The organism is Thalassotalea fusca, from assembly GCF_053485835.1.
Window position 1 is genome coordinate 245684 of record NZ_JBQRUN010000006.1, and the last position, 21737, is coordinate 267420.

Below are 21737 nucleotides of genomic sequence, written 5' to 3' on the forward strand. Positions count from 1 at the left end.
TTGAATATATATACTCTACACATGGCCAGTTGAGTAGACAAAAGATATTAATTTTCCTTTAAAAATTCTTTTGTTAAGCCGATACTAAGAGAACTAATTAAGTAGTATAAGGTCGCTCAATCCCATGAATGAGTTTTTAGCCAATTATTTTCAATATACTTCAGAAAGCATTCTCATTTCCGGTCAATACGATCCAGCACTTGTAACACTTTCAATTCTTATCGCTATTTTCGCTTCTTTTATGGGGTTTCAAGTAGCTAATCAAGCAATGGTTAGCCGCTCACCTATGCGAAAGCACATAACATTGCTAACAGGTAGCATCGCATTAGGTGGCGGTGTTTGGTCAATGCATTTCATAGGAATGCTTGCATTTGAACTTTGTACCGCAGTAGATTACGAATGGCGGCTCACTGCATTTTCATTACTTCCCAGTATTCTCGCTTCATGGATAGCGTTAAATTTATTAATCAAACCTAGCATACGGTTTTCGCAAATATTCATTGGTGGTGTATTAGTAGGCGCAGGTATTGGCACTATGCACTATATGGGGATGGCCGCAATGCAAATGGCTCCCTTACTTAGATACGACCCATTTATATTCTTACTATCCATTTTTATCGCCGTAGGTTTGGCGATGCTCTCGCTATGGATTCGATTTGGTTTAACAAAAGTTAAAAAACTCACGCTTTCGCCAATTCAAAGCAATATAGTGGCTGGCTCAATCATGGGGTTTGCTATCTCTGGTATGCATTATACGGGAATGGCAGCAGCAAGATTTGTTAGGCCTCCTGGACTAGAGCTTTCAGAACAGCCAGCAGAAATTTCACTCTATTTGGCAATGGGGGTAACAGTTACTACAGTATTTATTATTACCATCGTCTTAATCGTTAACCTTCTATACAAGTATAAAGACAGCACCGCACAGGCAAAAGCCAATGAAGATCGTGTAACAGCAATGATGAACACTGCGGTCGATGGCATTATCGCAATTGACGAAAAAGGTATCATTGGTGGGGCAAACAAAGCGGTTGAAGGAATCCTCGGATGGACGCCAAATGAGCTAATAGGCAATAACGTCAAAATAGTTATGCCTGAAGCATTTCACGCAGAACACGACGGCTATATAACGCGCTACTTGCAAACAAAAGAAGCTAAGATCATCGGCATTGGCAGAGAAGTTAATGCGCTTCACAAAAATGGTCACCTTGTCCCTGTCAAGCTGAGTATTGGACACGTGCGCCAAGATGAACGCGATTTTTTCGTTGGCTTTATTTCGGATCTGACAACACGACAGGAAATGGAACGAGCTTTAAAAGAAAATGAAGCCAAATTCCGCTCACTCATTAGCAATATCCCCGGTATAGCTTATCGCTGCAAAGATGAAGCAGGCTGGCCAATGGTATACATAAGTGAAGCAGTAGAACAGATAACAGGTTATGAATCTAAAGAATTTGAATTGCCAACGCCTAAACGATACTTTTCCGAGCTTTATCATCCAGACGATCTAGCAACTATTGAGGCCTTAGTTCAACCACCTAGCTTTTCACTGGAATACCGTATAATCAGAAGAGATGGAGAAATTCGTTGGCTGTTTGAACATGGTAATTACATTGAAAATGAAATTAGCGGTGAAGTATGGCTTGATGGATTCATCATGGACATCACTGAACGAAAAGTGATGGAACAAGATATTGTGTTAGCGAAAGAAAAAGCTGAGCAAGCAGCTGCAGCCCGCTCTGCCTTCTTAGCTAACATGAGCCACGAAATCAGAACGCCGATGAATTCAATTATTGGGTTTAGCGATCTCTTACTAGACTCTCCACTAAACGAAGAGCAAGCCAAGCAAGTATCAACCATAAATCAGTCTGCTAAGTCGTTACTCCATCTTCTAAACGACATTTTAGACAGTGCAAAATTAGACAAAGGAAAGCTAGCCTTGGAGCTACGCACATTTTGTCTAACCAACGAAGTCGATTCAGTAGTCTCAACTTTAGGGTTGCAAGCAAAAGCGAAAAAACTCGATTTAACCGTAGAGATAGATACGGAATTACCCAGCCATTTTCAAGGCGCTCCAGAAAGAATCAATCAAGTGCTAACAAACTTAGTCGGCAATGCGATTAAATTCACCAAACAAGGTTTTGTTAAAGTTAGAATTTTTTCTAAACAAGCAAATTGGGTTACGTTCGAAGTTTCAGATTCTGGTATCGGTATGACTGATAAGCAACTGGCGCAGGTATTTGATGCCTTTACTCAGGCAGATGAGACGATGAGCCGCATCTATGGTGGAACGGGACTTGGTACAACAATAAGCAAACAGCTCGTAGAATTGATGGGTGGTGATATTTCCGCACGAAGTGAACCAAATAAAGGCAGTACCTTTTCCTTTAAAATACCACTTAAACTAAGCCAAGAAGAACAAAACACAATTCAAGCCAAATGCGATTTTGAATTACCCAAGCTCACCCTCTTGGTTGTTGACGACTTTCCACAAAACCGTGAGCTAATTGAAGCGATATTCACTAGAGGTGGACATCAGGTATTAACCGCCACAGATGGCCAGGCTGCGCTTGATATTATGGCAAAGGAGCCTATAGACCTTGTTCTGATGGACTTACAAATGCCGGTAATGGATGGTTTCGAAGCAACTCGATTAAGAAGAGAACTAGAGAACAGCAAGAACCTGAAACGAATGCCAATTATTGCATTAACAGCAAGCGTACTTAAACAAGACAAAATAGCTGCGCAGGAATCAGGCATGGATGGCTTTGCCTATAAGCCAATTGATGTTAGTGCTTTAATGGCAGAAATTGCCAGAGTGTTAGGCTTTGGCGTAACGGAGCAAAACACGAATGCACTCACGCATGCCGATTCAACTGATCTAACACCAACATTAGTCAACGCAAACAAAGGTGAAAAAATCTGGGGGAGTAAAGAGCGATATTTCGAGGAGATAAGGAAATTTACAAGGCAATGGCCAAGCTACTGTGAACAACTTAAGTTAATTGCAGACACTAACAATACTAGCGAACTATCGAAATTAGCGCACGCACTCAAGGGCGTAACTGGCAATCTAGCCCTAGCAACACTTCAACAATTGTTTGCGCAACTTGAAACGACGCCTGTAGATAAAATTCGCCCCTTAACTCTTCAACTGTCGAATGCTGTCAAAGAACTTGTGGCGGTAGTTGATAGACAACCTAATCCATCACCTTCTCAGCAACCCGAGATAGATGTTGAAGAAATGAGATCTCATATTCAATCACTCATATCAGCTGTTTCTCACCACACGTACGACGAATATGATCTTGGCGCTTTAGAAAAACTAAGAATTCATTCATATACTGAATTAGTAGAAGAAGTCATGCAATCCTTGGATGATTTCGAATTTGCAAAAGCGAAAACTGCTTTACAAGCGATACTTGAACAATTGAACAACCAAGTGGACGAAGTATGAACTTAAGTGCCAACAATAAACAAACACTACTTCTCGTGGACGATGAACCAGCAAACCTTCGTGTGCTTAAACATATTCTTCAAAACGACTACCACTTAGTGTTCGCAAAAAATGGTGATGAAGCGCTACGTTTGGCAGAAACCGAGCTTCCTTCATTGATATTGCTTGATGTAATGATGCCAGGAAAAACAGGGTTTGAAGTATGCCAAGCGCTCAAATTAAACGCTGAACTTAAACACGTCCCAGTAATTTTTATCACCGCACTTAACGACGAGCAAGACGAAACAGAAGGGTTTGAAGCGGGAGGTGTTGATTATATTACTAAACCGATTTCTCCAGCGATTGTGCGTGCAAGAGTGAAAACACATTTATCGTTGGCTATTGCCGATGACTTAAGGATAACTCGACTTCAAGTCATACAAAGACTTGGACGTGCTGCTGAATACAAAGACAATGAAACTGGCGCTCATGTTATGCGCATGAGTCACTACTCAAAAGTACTGGCACTCGCGTATGGTCTTTCAGAAAAACAGGCTGATGACCTACTGCACGCAGCCCCTATGCATGATTTAGGTAAAATAGGTATTCCTGATCACATAATGCTTAAGCCCGGAAAGCTTACAGATGCCGAATTCAACATTATGAAACAACACCCAGAAATAGGTGCGGAGATAATCGGTGAAGTTGACTCTGAATTACTAAGGCTGGCTAAATCAGTTGCCCTCACCCACCACGAAAAATGGGATGGTACAGGTTATCCACATGGTCTAAAAGGCGATAATATCCCCCTAGAAGGACGAATAGTAGCGATAGCCGACGTATTCGATGCTCTCACGAGCAAACGTCCGTATAAAGAAGCTTGGACCATAGAAAAAACCATGGATTTTATGCGCGATCAAAGTGGCAAACATTTTGACCCCAAATTGGTCAAGCTACTTGAAGAAAGTTTAGACGAAATACTCACCATCAAAGGACGTTGGCTTGATGACGAGTAATTATAGACGCCATCACAATTTATGTATCTACTACAAAACATACTGCTGAGCTTACGTTATTTAATTGAACTTAATTAGGTGAACTTTATCCTCTTTCGAAGAAGTAACAACTAAGTACTTACCATCATTCGACTGATTGATCGAAGAGATACTGCTTAACTTTTCATTCTTGGGTGACAACTTTTGGTCGATGCAACACTATCCTCAAACAAGGAGTACGTTGCTATGAAACAAAGAAAACTAATTTACTATTCAGCTAAATAAAAAGTACTAATATGGGCTCGTTACAAATAAGGCGACTTCCTACATGATATTGCTCGCATTTTTGACCGTTATCATTGCCTTCGATATACCGTACGGGAGGGTTTAGACCTCCTAAGTATAAAAGACAATTTAACTTATGAATTTTATTTGGTATAATGTATACAATACTGTTTTGATAATAGGAAACATGATGGAAAAAATTAGTACAGATTGGCGATATACGGTTATGCCAGCCGTATTTACATGGCTTAAAGAGTCAGAATCTGGTGCCCTTGAAATTGACTTTGATGCAACACAAAAATACGCTGCAGATATTTTAAGAGTTCAAGGAAAAGGTGGCAGCAGAATGGGTGGACTTGTCGGCTCTGGTACTCTAGGTGAGAATAGCTACCTAAGCTCTGAACAGCGTCTTTCTTTACTTAAAGCCCTTTCTGTTGTAGCTAAAGAATTCAATGTGCCATTAATCAGTGGTGCTGCGGCAGAAACTAAAGAAGAGCTTGCCAAAATCGTTAAAGAACTAGCGACGGTTGGAGTAGATACAGTAATGGTGATGCCACCAAAAACTAAGGAAGCTCCTTCTGATGAAGAAATGTATGCGTACTATAAGCTTTCTGCAACCGCAGCAAAAGAAGCAGGCGTAACAATTATGCCTTATAACAACCCAGATGCAGCCGGGTATCATGCACTTTCAACAGATATTCTTAAAAGACTTGCTGCTCTACCTGAAGTGACTGCTCTCAAAATATCGACTACAGATGTTTCAGTTATAGAAACGCTGATGCTAGAGAACAAAGATTTAAGAATATTGGCAGGTGTTGATACTGTAACTGTACATGCAGGACTTGCTGGAGCGTGCGGTGGAATTACAGGTGTAGGTTGTATATTTCCCAAAGCAAGCGTAACTATGCAGGAGTATGTTAATAATGGAGAGTGGGCTGAGGCAAACAAAATTTCTCAGGCTATGAATTCCATATCATATCTTGATGCTCAACCGTTGCTTTTGGAATATCTTAAGTTTGCTTTTGGAGTTCACCATAATGATGATGCCGGAGGGCTTCGTACCTTGGGTAAGAAATTAACTCAACAGCAAATTGATGATGTCCGCGCTAGATATACTCTAGCAAAAGAAAGGCTTGAACTTTTAGGTTTAATAGACTGATCCTTTCAAAGTGTGTTGTCCTGATATAGGTTGACACTTATTTAGGACGGGTCAAAGTTTCAAAAAGAGAAAGCTCCATTTTACGGAGCTTTTTTTTCTTTGAGCGCAAGAATGTGAAGCGTATCCTTTGCGGCCATCGTTAATACAAGTTTTCCACTATTTGATGAAAGGTTGATAGACGAAATTCCGCCAAGCATGTTGTCAGCATCACCTGTGAACTTATGATTGAACGAAAGCTGGCCGTCATTAGCAATATCAAATATAAGTAAGCCTAAATCACTTTCACCAGCAGCAAACAAGTACTGTTGCTCCTTCGAGATAGCGAGACTACCAGCGCCCGCCAACCCTGAACCAATATCGGCGTTTGTAATAGATTGCAAGTACTCAAACTGCCCATTGATACGCTTAAAGGCTACAATAGCATTGCTCCCTGAACTTACCACATATAAGAAGCTTCCATCATCAGACAAAATCATTTTTTGAGGGTTTAATAAATTTTTTACGCCAACTTTGTCATTTTCTATCTGCTGCTTTACAACATATTTTCCAGAGGGTAATTGAGATAAAACGGTAATTTTATGCTTTTCAAACCCTGCAACAATTAATTCGGACTTAGCCGTTGAATAAACAATACTTACCGGATTACCGAGATCAATGTCACTACTAAAATCCGATGTTATAGCTCTATCGAATTGAACTTCGCCATCAGCTGTAACTTTGAAAAGAACAATAGTATTGCTCATATAGCTGGCAACAAACACTTGCCGTCCATCGGACGATTTAGCGACTTCCCACGCTCCAAGTAAGCCTAAAGTATCTAGCTTTCCGATAGATTCTTTGCTGATAAACACGCGTTCAGCAGACAAATTATCGCTAATTGATTGAGAAAACTGATATTCGCCCGCTTTATTTTTACTAAATACGGATAGAGCGCCATCATAAAAGCTCGTTGCTAATACCTTTGTCCCGTCGTTCAGTACCGCAACATCTGAAGCGCCTTCCAGTCTATATTGTGGAAATGCTTTGTTTTTATAAATATGTTTTAGCGCTAAAGAATCGTTAGCGTGTACATCAAATATTGCTAAAGAATTATCATCACCGCTAACAACAAATAACGTTGAACCATCAGGAGAAAACTTCGCCATTCTTGGGTTATCAAGCCCATCAATATTTTTATCACTATCAGATATCGTATAACGTAACTCTAGCAAGTCTTCTGTTGCGAAACTTGCATTACACACCAGCAAGATAGCGCAACAGCACACTGCTAATAAACTTTTGATTATTTTCACAACCAAACCCTTATTTGCTCAATTAGTTCAAGTAACTAGGGAAGCTAGGCAACGATTCAAAGTCTGATTTTTCGTGCTGAATAATAATACGAGCATTCTCTTTTTTCGCCAATGCTTCGAATTTTGCTCTGGATTTTAGGGTTTCTGCTTTGTCGGTATTGTACCTATGCATTGTATTCAGCTCTCTGCCTTTAGCGTGTACGTACAAATCACCAGTTAGCAAGACATTCCCAGTTTCTGCCAATCTAACCAATAGCACTGAACTACCCGGCGTATGTCCCGGCAGTGTTGTTATCACAACGCTGTCATCACCAAATACATCATATTCGTTTTCGAATGTAATTGTTTTGGCGCTCTCTAGTTCTGCATAATAGCTGCCAAAATATGATTTAATTTTGTCAGAAAACATGTATGCACGCTCTTGTGTATTTACCAAAAAAGTTGAGTGAGAAAATAGGTTCGCATTCCCTGAGTGATCTGGGTGGATATGCGACAACGCAAGATATTCGATGTCTTTAGGTTCAAGTTGTAATTGAGCCAATTGCTGTTCTAGCTTAACTTGCATTTTGCTATGCCATACACCACTTATTTGGCCATTTGAACTCTCTGCCAATGAATCTATATGGCCGGTATCCCATATTAAATCCCCCTTTTCGTGTCGAATTAGAAAACAGGGATTTACTAAACTTACTGATTCACCATCGTATTGGCCATTGTCCGACAAATCACGCATATCGGACACATCAATCGTGCCACAATTTAAAGCATAGAGTCTCAAAGGTTCTTTGACTTCAGAAAGCGCGCCATAGACTGATATGGTAAGTAAACTTGTTGCCAATAGCAGATATTTAGTTAATTTCATTTTACGAATAAACTTCCTGATTATTAAATACGTGCTTAATGTTAATGAGCATTACGTAAAATATGAAAAACAAAAATTAATCACTTTTTCGATCGTCATACAAAAAAGCACGTCACATTGATGCTACAACGCATCAATTACACTGTACGCTTGGCAATCACACACACTTGCCAAATATGTCTACTCTAGGTTCAGGCTCTGCAATAAAATTTATTTGTGTTGACGTGATCACCGCCACCCTCTTAGGATTGGTTTTGCTCACTTGCCAGCGCCAATGTGCGATAGCTCTAGCAGCATTTTTAACGAATTCATCATTTGGCACAGCATTTCTTACAGTGTATCCGCGTGTTTTACCTTCGTTATCGATTGAAAACACGATATCCAAACATCTAGACTCGCCTCTTCGTTTTGCTTTAGAAGGGTATTTAGGTTCAACTTTTACCTTAGGCATCCAAAATTGGGCAAGTAACTCTTGCTGTTCTGGTTTTGATAAATCGACTAATTTTTGTGGCGTAATTGATTCTTTAGTTGTTGCGCACGCCGTAATAAATAACGCAATGAATAAAAATAAGCTTTTGTTCAAAATTCTCTCCTTGATTTAATTTAAACATGAAGTTTTCACTGTCGATGAATAAGTTAACTGTTCCTTATATTTGTCCAACGCCCAAACTTAACATTTTTATAAAAATAATCAAACGTGACATTAACCAGTATCAGAATGAATGTGCGGCAAGAATAAGGTTACCTCCAGCCCTCCAGATTGGCGATTATGAATAGCAATTCTTCCTTCGTGTGCTTCAATGATTTCACGACACAACGCTAGCCCTAACCCTGTTCCTGTTTGTTTAGTCGAATAAAATGGGACTAATGCATTTTTTAGCACTTGTTCTGACATCCCCGTCCCCCGATCCAGTACGACAATTTCAAAGCCATATAGATTTTCGGAGACTTGTAATTCAACCTCTTCCGGTGAACTACCTGATTCATGGGCATTTTTGAGCAAATTTATCATGACTTGCTCAAGCTGCGCCAAATCAAAATATGCGACTTTCTCAGGTAGTGTACCTAATATTTTAAATTGTACTTGCTGCTGCAACTTGCTAATGAAATCACCCCAACTCGCTTGAGCAATAACTGGAATAGGCAGTTTTGCAAATTTTGCATAACCAGAAATAAAGGTATTAAGATGCTCAACACGTTCTTTAATGGTGTCGAATATTAATGCCAGTTTGTCATTGCCAATTTTCTCGGCAATCATATTGCCAGAATGCGACACAGAGGAAATTGGCGCAAGGGAGTTATTAAGTTCATGACTGATCACTCGGATGACCTTTTTCCACACTTCTACTTCTTGACGATTCAACTCTTTTGTCATTTGCTTTAACAAATATAGCGTGTGGCTACGGCTATTTAAAACAAAGCGGCCAGTAGATAAGTGCCAAGTTTCACTGTCTTTGTCTTTTTCAATGCTAAATAAGCTGTCTCTTTGCTTGCTAATTGCTTGCTGCAAACTCTCTGGCCAACGCTTTACTACGTCAGAAAATTGATGACCTTCAAGCTTTTTTCCTGAAAACAACAAATGGCGGCTTGCACTATTTGAATAGACAAAATAGCCATCATCATCGACCAGGAACATAACAATAGGCGAGCTTTCAATCACTTTGTCTAGTAAGAGTTCACGTTGATAAATGCTTTGCTTCTCGGCACGTAAGCTAGCTGAAACTGAATTGAACAAAGCGCATAATTTCGAAAACTCGTCATTTCCTTCTTCATTTATCACCGACGAAAATTCATTATCTTTAAAGTTCAGCAAGCCAATTTCAAGCGCTTGAAACCGTTCAGACAAATACGCGTAGCCGAACCAAGTAATCGCGAGGCAAAAAGCAGCAGTAAAAATGCTCACAAGAGTCAAAAGAAGATAATCGTCACCACCAAGTAATTCGAAAATAACTAAATTACTGAGTAAGTTAACAATAACGGTAATGCCAATTAGCCTAGCTCTAACTGATTGCAACATTACTTATCTATCCCATATTTTTCCATACGACGATAAAGCGCCTGACGGCTCAACCCTAGTTGCTTAGCCGCCCTACTAATAACACCACCATTTTCGCTGATACATTCTTCTATTGCTTCTTTACTTAGGTCATCTTGCGATAATACGAACGAGGAGTTGGCTACAATTGGACTAGATGAGTCATGGCTTGCACTCAGTCCAAAATCTTCAGGCTGCCATTCTTCATCTTTTGCAAATAGCATAGCGCGTTGGCAGGCATTTTCTAACTCTCGCACATTTCCCGGCCATGCATGATTTAACAACGCTTGTTCAGCCATTTTAGAAAGCGGTTTGTTTGATTGAGTAAAATGGTTTATCAATGGTGCAATATCATCAGTACGTTGATTAAGCGGCGGTAAATTCAATTCAATGACGTTCAATCGATAATAAAGATCTTCACGAAATGCGCCGCTAGAAATATCAGCTTTCAAATCTGCATTAGTTGCACTAACGACCCGCACGTCCACTTTAATCGTTTGATGGCTTCCTAAACGTTCAAACTCTCCCGTTTGTAACACACGGAGCAATTTAACCTGCCCAGAAAGAGGCAAATTACCAATTTCATCTAAAAACAATGTGCCGCCATTTGCCGCTTCAAACCGTCCAATGCGTTGCTTGGTTGCACCTGTATACGCACCGGCTTCAGCACCAAATAGCTCGGCTTCCATTAGATCAGCGGGCAATGCACCGACATTGACTTTGATAAAAGGCTTGTTGTGTCGTGTAGAATTAGCGTGAATAATGTCGGCAATGCGTTCTTTACCCGCACCATTTGGGCCAGTCACTAACACAGAAACATCTGACTTAGCGACTTGTATGCTCATATCGATCAGCCTTTGCATGGCTGTACTCGCGAATACTAAACCACACAAGTTAGCGCCAGCATTTGCACAATTTCGTTCTCTGTTTTGTCTCGCAAGCACTGCATTTTTCTGGTTAAGATCACTTATCTCGACCAGATTTTTTATAGTGACAACCAGCTTATTATCATCCCAAGGCTTAGCCAGATAATCGGCTGCACCATTTTTAACTAAATCAACCGCTTTGGTTAACTCTGTCCATGCGGTAAGCAAAATTACCGGAAGATCTGGCTGCAAACTCCTTAACTGATAAAAAGCTTCTTCGCCCTCTTCGCCACTGGTAGTGTCTTCGGTAAAATTCATGTCGAGAATAACCAACGAAATACGCTGATACATTACAATGTTGTAGGCTTCTTTTGGTGAATTGCAGCACACAACCTCAAAGTCATGTAATTCCAGTAAAATGGTAAGCGCGCGACAAACAGATTGATTGTCATCAACGACAAGGATCTTTTCCATAGGTAGATTTCACTTCATTCTTATTAGCTATTCAGCCTTATTTTCTGTGCGTTACTCTATGCTATGTAGGCAGGTAGAGCAAGCCACGAAGAAAAGCTATAACTTATTGAAAATAAAAAGAAGAGCTAATAGCTCTTCTTCTTGTTCAACCTTAAGCGATATTATTACTCTTACACTGAGCGCGTAGCAATCGCAGGAGAAATGCTGGCAGCCTTACGCGCAGGAATAAACACCGCTATTTGGCTAATAACAACAACCCCGACAATTGTCCCTACGATAAAACTCACCGATAGCGCAGATGACGACATATAGTCCATCAAGAAATTGTTCAATACAAATGCCAACGCAACACCGATCACAATACCAATGCCAGAGAATATCGCACTTTCCGTCATGAAATAGCTCAGAATATTGGCCTTGCTTGCACCAAGTGCCCTTCTGGTGCCAATTTGCTTACGGCGACGATTCACATTAAATACTGCCATACCAGAAATTCCCAAAGTTGTGATAAAAACAAGAATTGAAATTATCACTACCAACATTCCAGTCATCAATCTGTCGGCCTGATAAGAGTCAGCTTTCATGTCCACCAAAGTCTGCGCTACCTGTACTACACGTCGATTTTCGAGTCCAAGTAAAACATCTTCAATTTCTGTGACAATTCTATCCACTGCGTTTGGTTCAGCACGAATGATAAAGCGCTTAAATGTAGGCGCTGTAACCAAAGGCATAATAGCGCTTCGTTCAACCATTGCCGAACTCAGCCATGGACCTTGCATTTGGTCAATTATACCTACAATTTGCAATGGGTTATCCATGTTATAGATTGTTTTCCCTAATGCGTCTTGATCCGGAAAATAGTAGTCAGCCATAGCTTGCGTCACAATAATTACGCTAGGTGTTCGGATACCATCTCTTTCATATATAACTTCATCGTTCGTAAAGCTACGGCCACGCGATATATTGATACCTAGTACATCCACCAAATTTTCGTCTCCGTAAAATACAGTAGCTCCACCATCTTTGGCACCATCAACTTCGTATTTGTCACGAAACGACCATGAATCACCATTGCCAGACAACGGAACTTGGTTAGCTGCAGTCGCGTTAATGACTCCAGGTAATTCACGAAGTTTAATAGCGTCTAACGCTAATTGCTCTGTTATGTCTACATCACTGTCAAAGAAAAACATATTGAAGGCTATCAGTTGCTCTTCTGGTAACCCCGTTTCACGTTGCATATGTTGAATCCGCTCAGTAATGATATACGAAGCATTACTGACAATCGCAACAGTCAGGGCTATTTGAATAATGATTAACATGACACTGCTTTTATTACGCATCATGGCATTAAATATTGGACTAATTTGTAACATGCTCAGCTCCTTATTGCGTTTTCAAATAGACTGACGGTAATGTTTTACATACTCGCCAAGCAGGATACACACCAGCTAGCACTGTTGCGGTTATCGCGATAACAGGTGCGGCAGCTAACATGACCCAATCCATCGTTGCGATAACGTCATAACCATCGAATTGACTGCGTAAGATAGATAAACCGATATTCGCAAATATCAAACCAACTACACCGCCAATTAATCCTAACAAACCAACTTCAACCAAATGCTGAATAAATACCTGCTCTTTGGTAGCACCAAGCGCTCTACGTACACCAACTTCTGGCGCACTTTTTAGAAACTTCGCAAGTAATAAACCGATTGTATTTACCAAACATACCGCAAGAAACATAAAGCTAACACCTACTAATACATTGCTATCGTTACCCACAACATTTATGTATTCTAGCCATTGATTAACATTTTTAAGTACACCACGAGCATCATCTCGTTCAAAGCGTGCCAATTTCTTCTGATCTGCAATATATCCTGCAATATATAGCTCAAATTCTTCTTTTTCCTGCAAAGAGTTCAACTCAACCCAGTATTGGAACCACATAGTTTCTGATTGCATTTTTTCTTTAAAACTATTGACCGGCTCTTGCTTCCAGCCATTGTTGTTACCCCAACTTGGAAACTCTTCTACCGGCGCCAAAGAAAGCGGAATAAATATTTGCTCTGCATTTTGGAATGAACCGTTATTCAGATCATAAAATTTAGGTGCTGGAGACCACTCCTTTGTGATACCTACGATGCGATATGTCTTGTTATCAAGTAAAATGTTCTTACCAGTGTTATCTCCACGACCAAAGAGCTTTTGGTTTAATTTGTCGCTAATCACTACTTGATAATCAGGGTTTAAATCGACACCTTCTGACCAAGCTCCACCATAAAGAAATTCGACATTGAACATGGCAAAAAAGTGATGATTAGTTACACGCGCCGAATACAACATAGGGGCAAACTCAGGATCCATTGAACGTACTGCGAACCCCGTTTTGTACATTCCTGTATGACGTATATTCGGATTGCTTTTCATGATGTTAATCGCATCCTGATAAGTAACCTGCACAGGCATATTATCAGACATCATCCAAGTGCTATCCTTGCCTGAAGATTGCAATTGCAATGAATATAGTTGCTCTGCTTTTTCAGGGATTGGATTACTACCACGTACATGATTAAGCGTTAATGCTGTCATTGAAATGCCAATTCCACATGCGATTGCCAAAATCATCAGTACGGTACTTGGCATTGTCTTTTTAAGGCTTTTAGTCGCCAGCTGTAAATAATAAATAAACATCATCAACTCCTATTAAGCATTAACTGCTTCATCAGCAAGCACACTACCACCTTGGTACATTTTGAAGTCACATACTTGACCGTCGACGATTTGAATATTGCGGTGCGCACGGCGTGCAAGTTCAGGGTCATGAGTTACCATAACGATGGTGGTCCCTTGCTTGTTAATTTTTTCAAGTAACTCCATTACTTGCCTTGCCATTAGGCTGTCTAAATTCCCTGTAGGCTCATCGGCAAGTAAGAATCTAGGTTCGCCGGCAAGTGCTCTAGCAATCGCTACACGTTGCTGTTGACCACCAGACAGTTGCGAAGGTAAGTGCTTCATACGTGCCGCTAAGCCAACTTGCTCCAAGGCATTTTCAATACGACGTTTGCGCTCTGCACCGCTAAAGCCACGATATCGCAATGGCACATCAACATTTTCGAATAAATTAAGGTCTGGAATTAGATTAAAACCTTGGAAAATAAAACCTATTTTCTCGTTTCTCAGTTTTGACAATTGCTTGTCATTCATACCTACAACACTTTGACCATCTAATTCATATTCACCACTTGTTATGTTCTCTAACAATCCAGCAATATTTAAGAATGTTGTTTTTCCTGAACCCGAAGGCCCTGTTACCGAAACAAACTCACCCTCTGCAACGTTCAGGTCCATTTCTCTCAATGCGTGTGTTTCAACTAGATCTGTACGATAGATTTTATTTATACCTTTCATGCGTAACATAATTATTCCCCTTTCCCTTAATTCTTTACTTGTACGTTTAATTTTTGATTCAATTTGTTTAGCGTAAAAACACTTGCGGCTTGTTGTCGAAGGCATCGATATTTGAAATAACGATAGTGTCTCCTTCCTCTACACCATTTAGCAGTTCTATATGACTCATACTGGTCGCACCGCTTTCAATTTCTATACGTAATGCATTGTCACCATTTACCTTGTATGCAACTTTACCAGCACCACTCGAATAAAACTGTCCTCGTCTAACCATAAGAACGGACTCTTTTTGTTCTAATATAATGCGCGCATTAACACGCTGATTCTGACGAAGTGATACGTCGTTCTCACTGTTAATTCTCACTCTTGCGGTAACTTGATTGTTTCTAACCTCTGGAGAAATAGACGATAGCTGTCCCATAAGCATGTTGCCTGCTACATTGATCTCTACCGACATACCTAAACCCAACTCGTCTGCGTATGATTCAGGCACTTGAACTTCTGCATCGTAAGCCGACAAATCAACAATTTTCATTAGCGATTGGTTACGCTGAACTTTTGCCTTTTGCTCAACCAACCAGTTACCGACAATGCCATCTACTGGTGAACGAATTTCTAACTCTCTGATCTTACGCTCTAGCTCAGACAACATTAATTGCTGTGTTTTAAGCTCTAAAGTTTTATTCTCAATTTCAAAAGCCAAGGTATCTTTTGCCAAATCGGCCTCTTGCTTAGCATGTGAGTAACTCAGCTGAGATTTTGCTAAATCATCTTGTGCCTTTTCAAAATCTATTTGGCTAATCAACTCACGTTCAATAGAAATTGTTGCTCGACGAGACTCTCGCTCTGCGGCTGATAAATCAACTTTAGCTACATCAAGACGCTGTTGTAATGCCAATTGCTGACGTCTGGCATCTAACTTAGCTCGATTAACATCAGAACTTATACGCTGCACCGCCGTTTGCTGTTGTTGTAATTCTGCCATTAAGATTGGGCTGTTGATCACAGCCACCACTTGATCTGCTTTTACTAAGTCTCCTGGTTTAGCGCGTAATGTAACTAATCCTTGTTCTGCGCTATAAACTACCGGCGCATTAGCCGCGACTACTTTGCCAGAAGCTGAGATGTCACGAAACAAATCGCCTCGTTCGACTGTGGCAAATCGCACTTGCGCTTTACTCACGCTATGATCAACCGACAACCAGCGGCTCATCGCTTGTCCTGCAAACACAACTCCCGCAATCGAAATCGCTGCAATCGCAACCCACTTCTTCTTACTTTTGCTTGTTGTTACTATTTGGTCTTGTTGGCTAGTATCTCTAATCACGTGAAATCCTTACGCGTTAACAATTTCCTATACAGCAGCAGCGAGCGTGCCAACTTAACAACAGAACACCAACACATTGAAAAATATATATTTTTCATACAAAAACAAAATTAACCTGATTAAAAAAGTGTCCGCGGACACATTTAACAACTGTCCGATGGACAATGTCGGACGCCGTCCGTACACTTTTATTACAACTTAATGTCCGGATAAAAATGGACACGAAAGAATCAAGAAATGATATGATAGCGCCATTAACCTGTGACCCATTGTTGGTTGCAGATAAAGTTTAATTTTAAGGTAGTCATTAAAGATGAGCAGAACTGTATTTTGTCAAAACCTCAAGAAAGAAGCCGACGGACTAGATTATCAATTATACCCAGGTGAAGTAGGCAAGCGTATTTTTGATAACATCTGTAAAGAAGCATGGGGAATCTGGCAAAAAAAGCAAACCATGTTAATTAATGAAAATAAAATGAACATGATGAACCCAGATGACCGCGCAATTTTAGAAAAAGCGATGGTTGAATTCTTGTTTGACGGTATAGAACCAAAAATTGACGGTTATGTTCCAGAAAATAAATAACAACTGATTTAGGTTAATACGCAGGTTTTACGGTAAAAAATTCACCAAATAGCATTTTAAAACGGCAAAAGGGTGAAAAAAGCACCAAACAAACATTTTTTTAAAAAAAAGTGTTGACGGTTGAAACGAAAAACAGTTTAATACGCCCCGTCTTCAGGACAACACGGCGAAAACCGAAAACCTGCAAGATTTAAAGAAACGCCCAGATAGCTCAGTCGGTAGAGCATTTGGGAATTGTATTGAAAATCCCCGTTTGTGGATATTCAAACTTACCGAGACACGCCCAGATAGCTCAGTCGGTAGAGCAGGGGATTGAAAATCCCCGTGTCGGTGGTTCGATTCCGCCTCTGGGCACCATTATTTTGAACTAGTGTTTATGTTACTCAACAAAACATTAATTCGGTGCCAAGGTAAACATTCGTAGAAGAATACTTTTACCGCACACAGTTTTGTGTGCCGACTTAGCTCAGTTGGTAGAGCAACTGACTTGTAATCAGTAGGTCGCCAGTTCGACTCCGGCAGTCGGCACCATTTACAAAGAGCCTCAGCAATGCTGGGGCTTTTTTCTTTCCTACAAAACGCACTGTTTCCTACAAAAATCCGCTATATTCTCAATAATATTCCCTAGCGAATTAAATCTTTAGTCCTTTAAAGATCTTTTCAGATAATGCCTACATTATTATTTTTTTTCAATATTTTGTTCATTGCCTGAGTCATCATAAGGCGATAACGGTTTAACCTTGCTGTACCCTCTTCTGTAAATTTTTTTCGTCGTAGAAATGTTTTTATGGCCTAATAACTCAAACGCTTGCACTAAAGATTCACATTGAGTTGCTGCTTTAGCTCTTAGGTCGCGTTCTTGAAACCTTTCTTTTAAATCACCTGATGATATAGCCTTGTCCATATATCGTCTCCACATGGTCTCGAACCCTCCCTCTGTGTAGGGCTTATTTAGTCGACTCATGAAAAAGTGCCATTTAAACTTTCTGGCTCCTCTTGATGTGTAACCATTTAATCTTTTGATATCGTTTACAATATCAGACAAGTGCTGAGTTGATTCAAAATTGATTCTAACTGACGTTTTGGAAGTACCAACTCTCAACCCTTCTAGAGCATTCCAATGAGTGTTATCAAGGCGTAGCATATCTCTTTGGCGCAATCCTGTAGCTAACTTAAGTTGGATGTATAAATGTAGCCACTCAGGAACGTGTTTTAAAAATGCAGCAACTTCTTCATCCGTAACTAACCTGTCTCTTGGCTTTTCAGGGTTCTTCTTTATACCTGCCTTTAGAAATGGTTGCTCCTCAATAATTCCCCAATTAAATGCAGCAGTCATAATAGCTGACAACAATGAGTATTCTCTATTGCCCGCAACTGGCGAGCCTTCTTTTGCTCTATGATGAAGATACTGAACAGCATGTTTGGCTTTCACTTGGGAAGGCAAAAAATGCCCAACAGCCGCCCTTAATTTTTTGGCAATTCTCAGATCTTCTTTATGGGTAGATAAAGCCTTCTTAGGAGAAACATCAACCAGATACCTGTTAATTACATCGTTCATGGTAATTAACGAACAAATTGCCCCTGTAAGCTCTTCATAAGCAATAAACGCCTCAGTAAACGTTCTGCCTAGCCTTATATCTTTTTGGCCTGAGGTTCGGTAGTAATAAACACTTCCCTTTTTATTGAATATCATCCCTTTAGGCAAGTGCAAGTTTCCTGCTGAGCGCTGTCTACCCATAACTAAGTCTCCTATACGTTGTTAAAAAGTATAGGCTCTTGCTCAGCACTTTTGTGTTTTAAAGCCCCTAACCTATCTTCAATAGATTTTCGCAACACTTTCGGGTGCCCATCTCTCCCTAAAACAAACTTAATACCTTGCTTAGCTAATTGCTCTAACTGAGTAGTTTTGCGTTTTACTCCTGTCAACTCTGCTACTTCTTCTCTAGATAAAAACGTACTGCTCATAACGTCCCCTCCAAATTTTTTCCACAATACTTTTATTCTTACTTGCACCTGGTTTTCTTATCCGTGGTGGGATTCCCTTCCCAAAAACATCGCACTCTCCCAAAAGCCATTTCATTTTCAGGTTCAACCTTACCAAATACGGTATATATAATTGATTTATAACGATTTTTTATTAATTTAGATTTGACTGTATCACGCTTAAATCACATAATGCAACTTAGATTTTTATTGATATACGCAGATTGGAGTAGTTATGGATAAATTTTTAAAAACATTTGTTGTCGGCATGATTGTATGGGCTGCCTATATGAGCCCTACGATGTTAACTAACTTTGGAAAGGCAATAGCAGCAGAACACCCGTTGACGCGCTACCTATCGGTAGAAAATGCTTTGATACTCGATATGTTTCCATATCCAGACGATTGCAAACAAGAAATAATCGAGTTTATGGGTGACGATGGTAAGCGCTGCGAACAAATGTGGCAGAAACAAGTTAGCTGGTTTAAAAAATACGAAATTAATACCACGACCGATGATTTAAAAAGCTCTTTTTACTGGGATATGCGCAAGAAAGTAATAGATAAATCAATGAAAATCACTTCAGCAACATTACACCTAGATAACCAAGGCAATGTTTACAGGAGCCATCAGTATTCAAAGGAGCAGTTAGAAAACAACAGGGTTGCCAGAGAGCTAATAGAAGTCCAAAAACAAAACCTTAAAGCGTTTAAAGACAAACGTAAGGGGTGATTATGAATAGCTTAAATTTCGAGGAATTAGAGAAATCTATTGTTACTAACATTGATGCAGCGATCACTGATTCATTAGCGAATATATTTTCTCAAGGGTATGAGTATTTCACTCCAGTGTTTGTTTTCTACATAACCTTGCTAGGCATTGCTATTTGGCGAGGTGCAGTTGAAGCATCTATGAAAGAGTTTATTCGACATGTGTTTACCTTGTTTATCATCTTTTCATTAGGGTTAAATGCGTTTGGTTACACCTATTGGGTTCATGGTGTTTTTACTGAAACGCCTATGAATTTAATTCAGACAGTTATACCAGGCTTTCAATCAATACCTCATTTATTGGATAACCAAGCAACCAAAATCATACAACTGAACGACAAGATCACTGATGCCAACAATATGTTCTTAGGGATATTTCTATCAGGGGTCAATACCGCGCTAGCACTAACGTATGCTGTGACAATATTCGCCATTTATCTAATGGCAAAAGTCGTTACTGGTGTTCTTTTATCTTTCGGGCCACTCATGTTCCTAAGTTTGTTATCAGATAAAACTAAGGGTTGGTTTGAGCGCTGGTTTATACAGCTAATAAGCTTCCAAATGGTGTTTATGCTTATCGTTGCGTATTTAGCTATATTTGGAAATCTTGTAGACAACAACCTCAACAGCTTAAAGGTTGACGCTGAGTCATATCGAATGAAAGAACTAGCCCCTATGTGGGGTTTGATTTTGCTTATGGTTATTGGCGCAAAAAATATTAAAGAAATGGCAGCATCTATCGCTGGTGGTATGTCGCTATCAGCTACAAGCAGTATATCTGGTATGGCTAATTACTCGAGAGCATCTTTACAACAAGGTATCAACATGGGGCGTTCAGCTGGTCGTAGCATAATGGGCGCAGCTGGCAGGTTCAGAGGTATAGATTCAAATCAGGCTAATGAGGTCAGGAGATAGCAAAATGAAAAAATTCTTATATTCTTTCGTTTTTTTTATTAGCTTTAAAGCAATATCATCAGGTATACCTACCATTGATATTGCTAGCCTAACCCAAATGGTGAATGGTTTAATCATCGATTTAGAAAGCCAAATGCTTCAGTATGAACAGTACACTAAGCAAGTCCAAGACTTACAAAATCAATATGAGCAACTAATCAATTTGAAGAAGCAACTTGAGCTAGGAAAAGAGCACTTTAATTCTATTCGAGGGTTACGAGAAATTGCTCGGGTGTTTAATAATCCTATGTTTAAAAAGCAAAGGGAAAACTTACCAACTGAGTGGCAAGAAACGTTTAACTTACTTGAGGATGTTAACGACGTAGCTTTAGATACAGCTTACGGCATTGAGAGAAGTAAAGTTCAAGCCAGAATGAAAGGCTTTATAACTGCTGATTCTCTAACTGTTTTAGGTGGCTCTATCGAAAGAACGTCACGTGCAGTTAGCAACATTAGTAATGCACAATCCGTTGCTACAACGACATACAATATGGCTGGTAAGCAGATGGCACAAACAAGTGATTGGATTGCTAAAGTTGGAGAGACCAAAGATCTGAAAGAAAGCTTAGACCTGAATAACCGCATGATGGCCGAGTTACTTGTAAATCAAAACAGAATGCTTCAGATATTGTCAGCCAGTGTAAAGCTAAACGCTTCTGCTGAAGAATCTATGTTAGCTCAAAAAGCTGAGGCCAAAGCAGTTCTTTCTATTGAATAAATACCTCCTCAGCTTAATAACTATGCATCAATCCTGTGCATAGTTATTACTTTCCTTAAAAAATACACGAGTCGTTTCACCTAACTTCAGCCAAGTAATAAGTTACTAAAGTACTTACAATCAGTTTAAAATCTATAATTTTTGACTTAGCTAAATTTCTATTAACACTAACAGGGTAAGCTATTTCTTCTTTTAAATTGTCATTTTTAAGATCGACATTTATTTCATGAAAAATACTCTCATGATGAAAGTACAGTAATTCTCGATCAGAAAATGATGAAAGCTTGTTTTTCGAATACCAACTCAACAAGTACTCAAAGTCACTAACTAACAATCCATTAACTGATAACCCCATTCTGCTATTAAAATTGATTCTATATTTTTTAGCTATGCCTTTAATTTTAATTGTTTTAAAAATGTTCATTAAAAGTACCCTTTATTTACAAGGGTACTAATTATAAAGATCATCAATTGTAAGTCTGCAATAAACTAACTATTCCTTAATTTATTCTAAACAGCTAATCAACATTTTTTTGTGATCCATAAGTACCGTTAATTTCTTCGACGGTTTAATTAGTGC

The 21737-nt window shown here is 39.6% G+C and carries 19 protein-coding genes and 2 tRNA genes; 9 read left to right on the forward strand and 12 right to left on the reverse strand.

Translation table 11 applies throughout. The annotated features are described in order from the left end of the window. Nucleotides 1-124 precede the first annotated feature (124 nt). The 3 genes from ACSLUK_RS10095 to ACSLUK_RS10105 all read left to right on the forward strand — a co-directional run bounded on the left by ACSLUK_RS10095 (nt 125) and on the right by ACSLUK_RS10105 (nt 5872). Nucleotides 125-3454 carry an MHYT domain-containing protein gene (locus tag ACSLUK_RS10095; protein ID WP_448548446.1) on the forward strand — a complete coding sequence of 1110 codons (3330 nt, stop codon included), beginning with the start codon at nt 125-127 and terminating at the stop codon, nt 3452-3454. After that, nucleotides 3451-4449 (forward strand): HD domain-containing phosphohydrolase, encoded by a 999-nt coding sequence (locus ACSLUK_RS10100; RefSeq protein WP_448548447.1) that lies wholly within the window; start codon nt 3451-3453, stop codon nt 4447-4449. Before ACSLUK_RS10095 ends, ACSLUK_RS10100 begins: the two co-directional genes overlap by 4 nt. Nucleotides 4450-4903: 454 nt before the next feature. Next, the gene (locus ACSLUK_RS10105; protein WP_448548470.1) at nt 4904-5872 is read left to right on the forward strand and encodes a dihydrodipicolinate synthase family protein; all 969 of its coding nucleotides are present in this window, start codon (nt 4904-4906) and stop codon (nt 5870-5872) included. Between the two features lie 80 nt (nt 5873-5952). On the opposite strand, the gene ACSLUK_RS10110 is transcribed toward ACSLUK_RS10105, so the two are convergent. The 9 genes from ACSLUK_RS10110 to ACSLUK_RS10150 form a co-directional block, all read right to left on the reverse strand. Beyond that, a complete protein-coding gene (locus ACSLUK_RS10110; RefSeq protein WP_448548448.1) occupies nt 5953-7164 on the reverse strand; it encodes a beta-propeller fold lactonase family protein in 1212 nt (403 codons plus the stop codon). Nucleotides 7165-7186: 22 nt separating this feature from the next. Further along, nucleotides 7187-8026 (reverse strand): N-acyl homoserine lactonase family protein, encoded by an 840-nt coding sequence (locus tag ACSLUK_RS10115; RefSeq protein WP_448548449.1) that lies wholly within the window; start codon nt 8024-8026, stop codon nt 7187-7189. 157 nt (nt 8027-8183) lie between these two features. After that, nucleotides 8184-8609, reverse strand: a complete 426-nt coding sequence (locus ACSLUK_RS10120) for an energy transducer TonB (protein ID WP_448548450.1) — start codon at nt 8607-8609, stop codon at nt 8184-8186. Nucleotides 8610-8729: 120 nt separating this feature from the next. Then, a complete protein-coding gene (locus ACSLUK_RS10125) occupies nt 8730-10043 on the reverse strand; it encodes a sensor histidine kinase (RefSeq protein ID WP_448548451.1) in 1314 nt (437 codons plus the stop codon). Continuing rightward, nucleotides 10043-11401, reverse strand: coding sequence for a sigma-54-dependent transcriptional regulator (locus ACSLUK_RS10130; RefSeq protein WP_448548452.1), 1359 nt, complete (start codon nt 11399-11401; stop codon nt 10043-10045). Before ACSLUK_RS10130 ends, ACSLUK_RS10125 begins: the two co-directional genes overlap by 1 nt. Before the next feature lie 170 nt (nt 11402-11571). Continuing rightward, complete coding sequence (locus ACSLUK_RS10135) at nt 11572-12777, reverse strand: ABC transporter permease (RefSeq protein WP_448548453.1); 1206 nt, start codon at nt 12775-12777, stop codon at nt 11572-11574. Nucleotides 12778-12787: 10 nt separating this feature from the next. After that, entirely contained in the window at nt 12788-14104 is a 1317-nt protein-coding gene (locus ACSLUK_RS10140) for an ABC transporter permease (protein WP_448548454.1), read from the reverse strand. A 9-nt stretch (nt 14105-14113) separates the two neighbouring features. Beyond that, nucleotides 14114-14827: an ABC transporter ATP-binding protein gene (locus ACSLUK_RS10145; RefSeq protein ID WP_448548455.1), complete on the reverse strand. Its 714-nt coding sequence runs from the start codon at nt 14825-14827 to the stop codon at nt 14114-14116. Between the two features lie 58 nt (nt 14828-14885). Next, a complete protein-coding gene (locus ACSLUK_RS10150; RefSeq protein ID WP_448548456.1) occupies nt 14886-16145 on the reverse strand; it encodes an efflux RND transporter periplasmic adaptor subunit in 1260 nt (419 codons plus the stop codon). Between the two features lie 313 nt (nt 16146-16458). Here ACSLUK_RS10150 and ACSLUK_RS10155 point away from each other — a divergent pair, with 313 nt between their 5' ends. The 3 genes from ACSLUK_RS10155 to ACSLUK_RS10165 all read left to right on the forward strand — a co-directional run bounded on the left by ACSLUK_RS10155 (nt 16459) and on the right by ACSLUK_RS10165 (nt 17262). Beyond that, nucleotides 16459-16731 carry an oxidative damage protection protein gene (locus ACSLUK_RS10155; RefSeq protein ID WP_448548457.1) on the forward strand — a complete coding sequence of 91 codons (273 nt, stop codon included), beginning with the start codon at nt 16459-16461 and terminating at the stop codon, nt 16729-16731. Nucleotides 16732-17012: 281 nt separating this feature from the next. Beyond that, nucleotides 17013-17088: transfer RNA gene (locus tag ACSLUK_RS10160), tRNA-Phe, on the forward strand. Nucleotides 17089-17186: 98 nt separating this feature from the next. Continuing rightward, nucleotides 17187-17262: transfer RNA gene (locus ACSLUK_RS10165), tRNA-Thr, on the forward strand. A gap of 148 nt (nt 17263-17410) precedes the next feature. Here ACSLUK_RS10165 and ACSLUK_RS10170 read toward each other — a convergent pair. Both ACSLUK_RS10170 and ACSLUK_RS10175 read right to left on the reverse strand, forming a co-directional pair. Then, the gene (locus ACSLUK_RS10170; protein ID WP_448548458.1) at nt 17411-18469 is read right to left on the reverse strand and encodes a tyrosine-type recombinase/integrase; all 1059 of its coding nucleotides are present in this window, start codon (nt 18467-18469) and stop codon (nt 17411-17413) included. A gap of 11 nt (nt 18470-18480) precedes the next feature. Then, nucleotides 18481-18696 carry a DUF4224 domain-containing protein gene (locus ACSLUK_RS10175; RefSeq protein WP_448548459.1) on the reverse strand — a complete coding sequence of 72 codons (216 nt, stop codon included), beginning with the start codon at nt 18694-18696 and terminating at the stop codon, nt 18481-18483. A 253-nt stretch (nt 18697-18949) separates the two neighbouring features. On the opposite strand from ACSLUK_RS10175, the gene ACSLUK_RS10180 reads away from it, so the two are divergent. Genes ACSLUK_RS10180 through ACSLUK_RS10190 form a run of 3 tightly spaced genes read left to right on the forward strand, consistent with a single transcriptional unit; the run spans nt 18950 to nt 21157 of the window. Beyond that, nucleotides 18950-19447 carry a hypothetical protein gene (locus tag ACSLUK_RS10180; protein ID WP_448548460.1) on the forward strand — a complete coding sequence of 166 codons (498 nt, stop codon included), beginning with the start codon at nt 18950-18952 and terminating at the stop codon, nt 19445-19447. A 2-nt stretch (nt 19448-19449) separates the two neighbouring features. Then, entirely contained in the window at nt 19450-20400 is a 951-nt protein-coding gene (locus ACSLUK_RS10185) for a TrbL/VirB6 family protein (protein WP_448548461.1), read from the forward strand. A gap of 4 nt (nt 20401-20404) precedes the next feature. After that, complete coding sequence (locus ACSLUK_RS10190) at nt 20405-21157, forward strand: type IV secretion system protein (protein WP_448548462.1); 753 nt, start codon at nt 20405-20407, stop codon at nt 21155-21157. Between the two features lie 76 nt (nt 21158-21233). On the opposite strand, the gene ACSLUK_RS10195 is transcribed toward ACSLUK_RS10190, so the two are convergent. Next, nucleotides 21234-21581 (reverse strand): hypothetical protein, encoded by a 348-nt coding sequence (locus ACSLUK_RS10195; RefSeq protein ID WP_448548463.1) that lies wholly within the window; start codon nt 21579-21581, stop codon nt 21234-21236. Nucleotides 21582-21737 lie beyond the last annotated feature (156 nt).

Bases quoted from the DNA above. Each gene is read 5' to 3' on its own strand.
- ACSLUK_RS10185 (WP_448548461.1), top strand. From the start codon at position 19,450: ATGAATAGCTTAAATTTCGAGGAATTAGAGAAATCTATTGTTACTAAC.
- ACSLUK_RS10100 (WP_448548447.1), top strand. From the start codon at position 3,451: ATGAACTTAAGTGCCAACAATAAACAAACACTACTTCTCGTGGACGAT.
- ACSLUK_RS10190 (WP_448548462.1), top strand. From the start codon at position 20,405: ATGAAAAAATTCTTATATTCTTTCGTTTTTTTTATTAGCTTTAAAGCA.
- ACSLUK_RS10125 (WP_448548451.1), bottom strand. From the start codon at position 10,043: ATGTTGCAATCAGTTAGAGCTAGGCTAATTGGCATTACCGTTATTGTT.
- ACSLUK_RS10195 (WP_448548463.1), bottom strand. From the start codon at position 21,581: ATGAACATTTTTAAAACAATTAAAATTAAAGGCATAGCTAAAAAATAT.
- ACSLUK_RS10105 (WP_448548470.1), top strand. From the start codon at position 4,904: ATGGAAAAAATTAGTACAGATTGGCGATATACGGTTATGCCAGCCGTA.
- ACSLUK_RS10140 (WP_448548454.1), bottom strand. From the start codon at position 14,104: ATGATGTTTATTTATTATTTACAGCTGGCGACTAAAAGCCTTAAAAAG.
- ACSLUK_RS10135 (WP_448548453.1), bottom strand. From the start codon at position 12,777: ATGTTACAAATTAGTCCAATATTTAATGCCATGATGCGTAATAAAAGC.
- ACSLUK_RS10145 (WP_448548455.1), bottom strand. From the start codon at position 14,827: ATGTTACGCATGAAAGGTATAAATAAAATCTATCGTACAGATCTAGTT.
- ACSLUK_RS10155 (WP_448548457.1), top strand. From the start codon at position 16,459: ATGAGCAGAACTGTATTTTGTCAAAACCTCAAGAAAGAAGCCGACGGA.
- ACSLUK_RS10130 (WP_448548452.1), bottom strand. From the start codon at position 11,401: ATGGAAAAGATCCTTGTCGTTGATGACAATCAATCTGTTTGTCGCGCG.
- ACSLUK_RS10175 (WP_448548459.1), bottom strand. From the start codon at position 18,696: ATGAGCAGTACGTTTTTATCTAGAGAAGAAGTAGCAGAGTTGACAGGA.
- ACSLUK_RS10180 (WP_448548460.1), top strand. From the start codon at position 18,950: ATGGATAAATTTTTAAAAACATTTGTTGTCGGCATGATTGTATGGGCT.
- ACSLUK_RS10170 (WP_448548458.1), bottom strand. From the start codon at position 18,469: ATGGGTAGACAGCGCTCAGCAGGAAACTTGCACTTGCCTAAAGGGATG.
- ACSLUK_RS10115 (WP_448548449.1), bottom strand. From the start codon at position 8,026: ATGAAATTAACTAAATATCTGCTATTGGCAACAAGTTTACTTACCATA.
- ACSLUK_RS10095 (WP_448548446.1), top strand. From the start codon at position 125: ATGAATGAGTTTTTAGCCAATTATTTTCAATATACTTCAGAAAGCATT.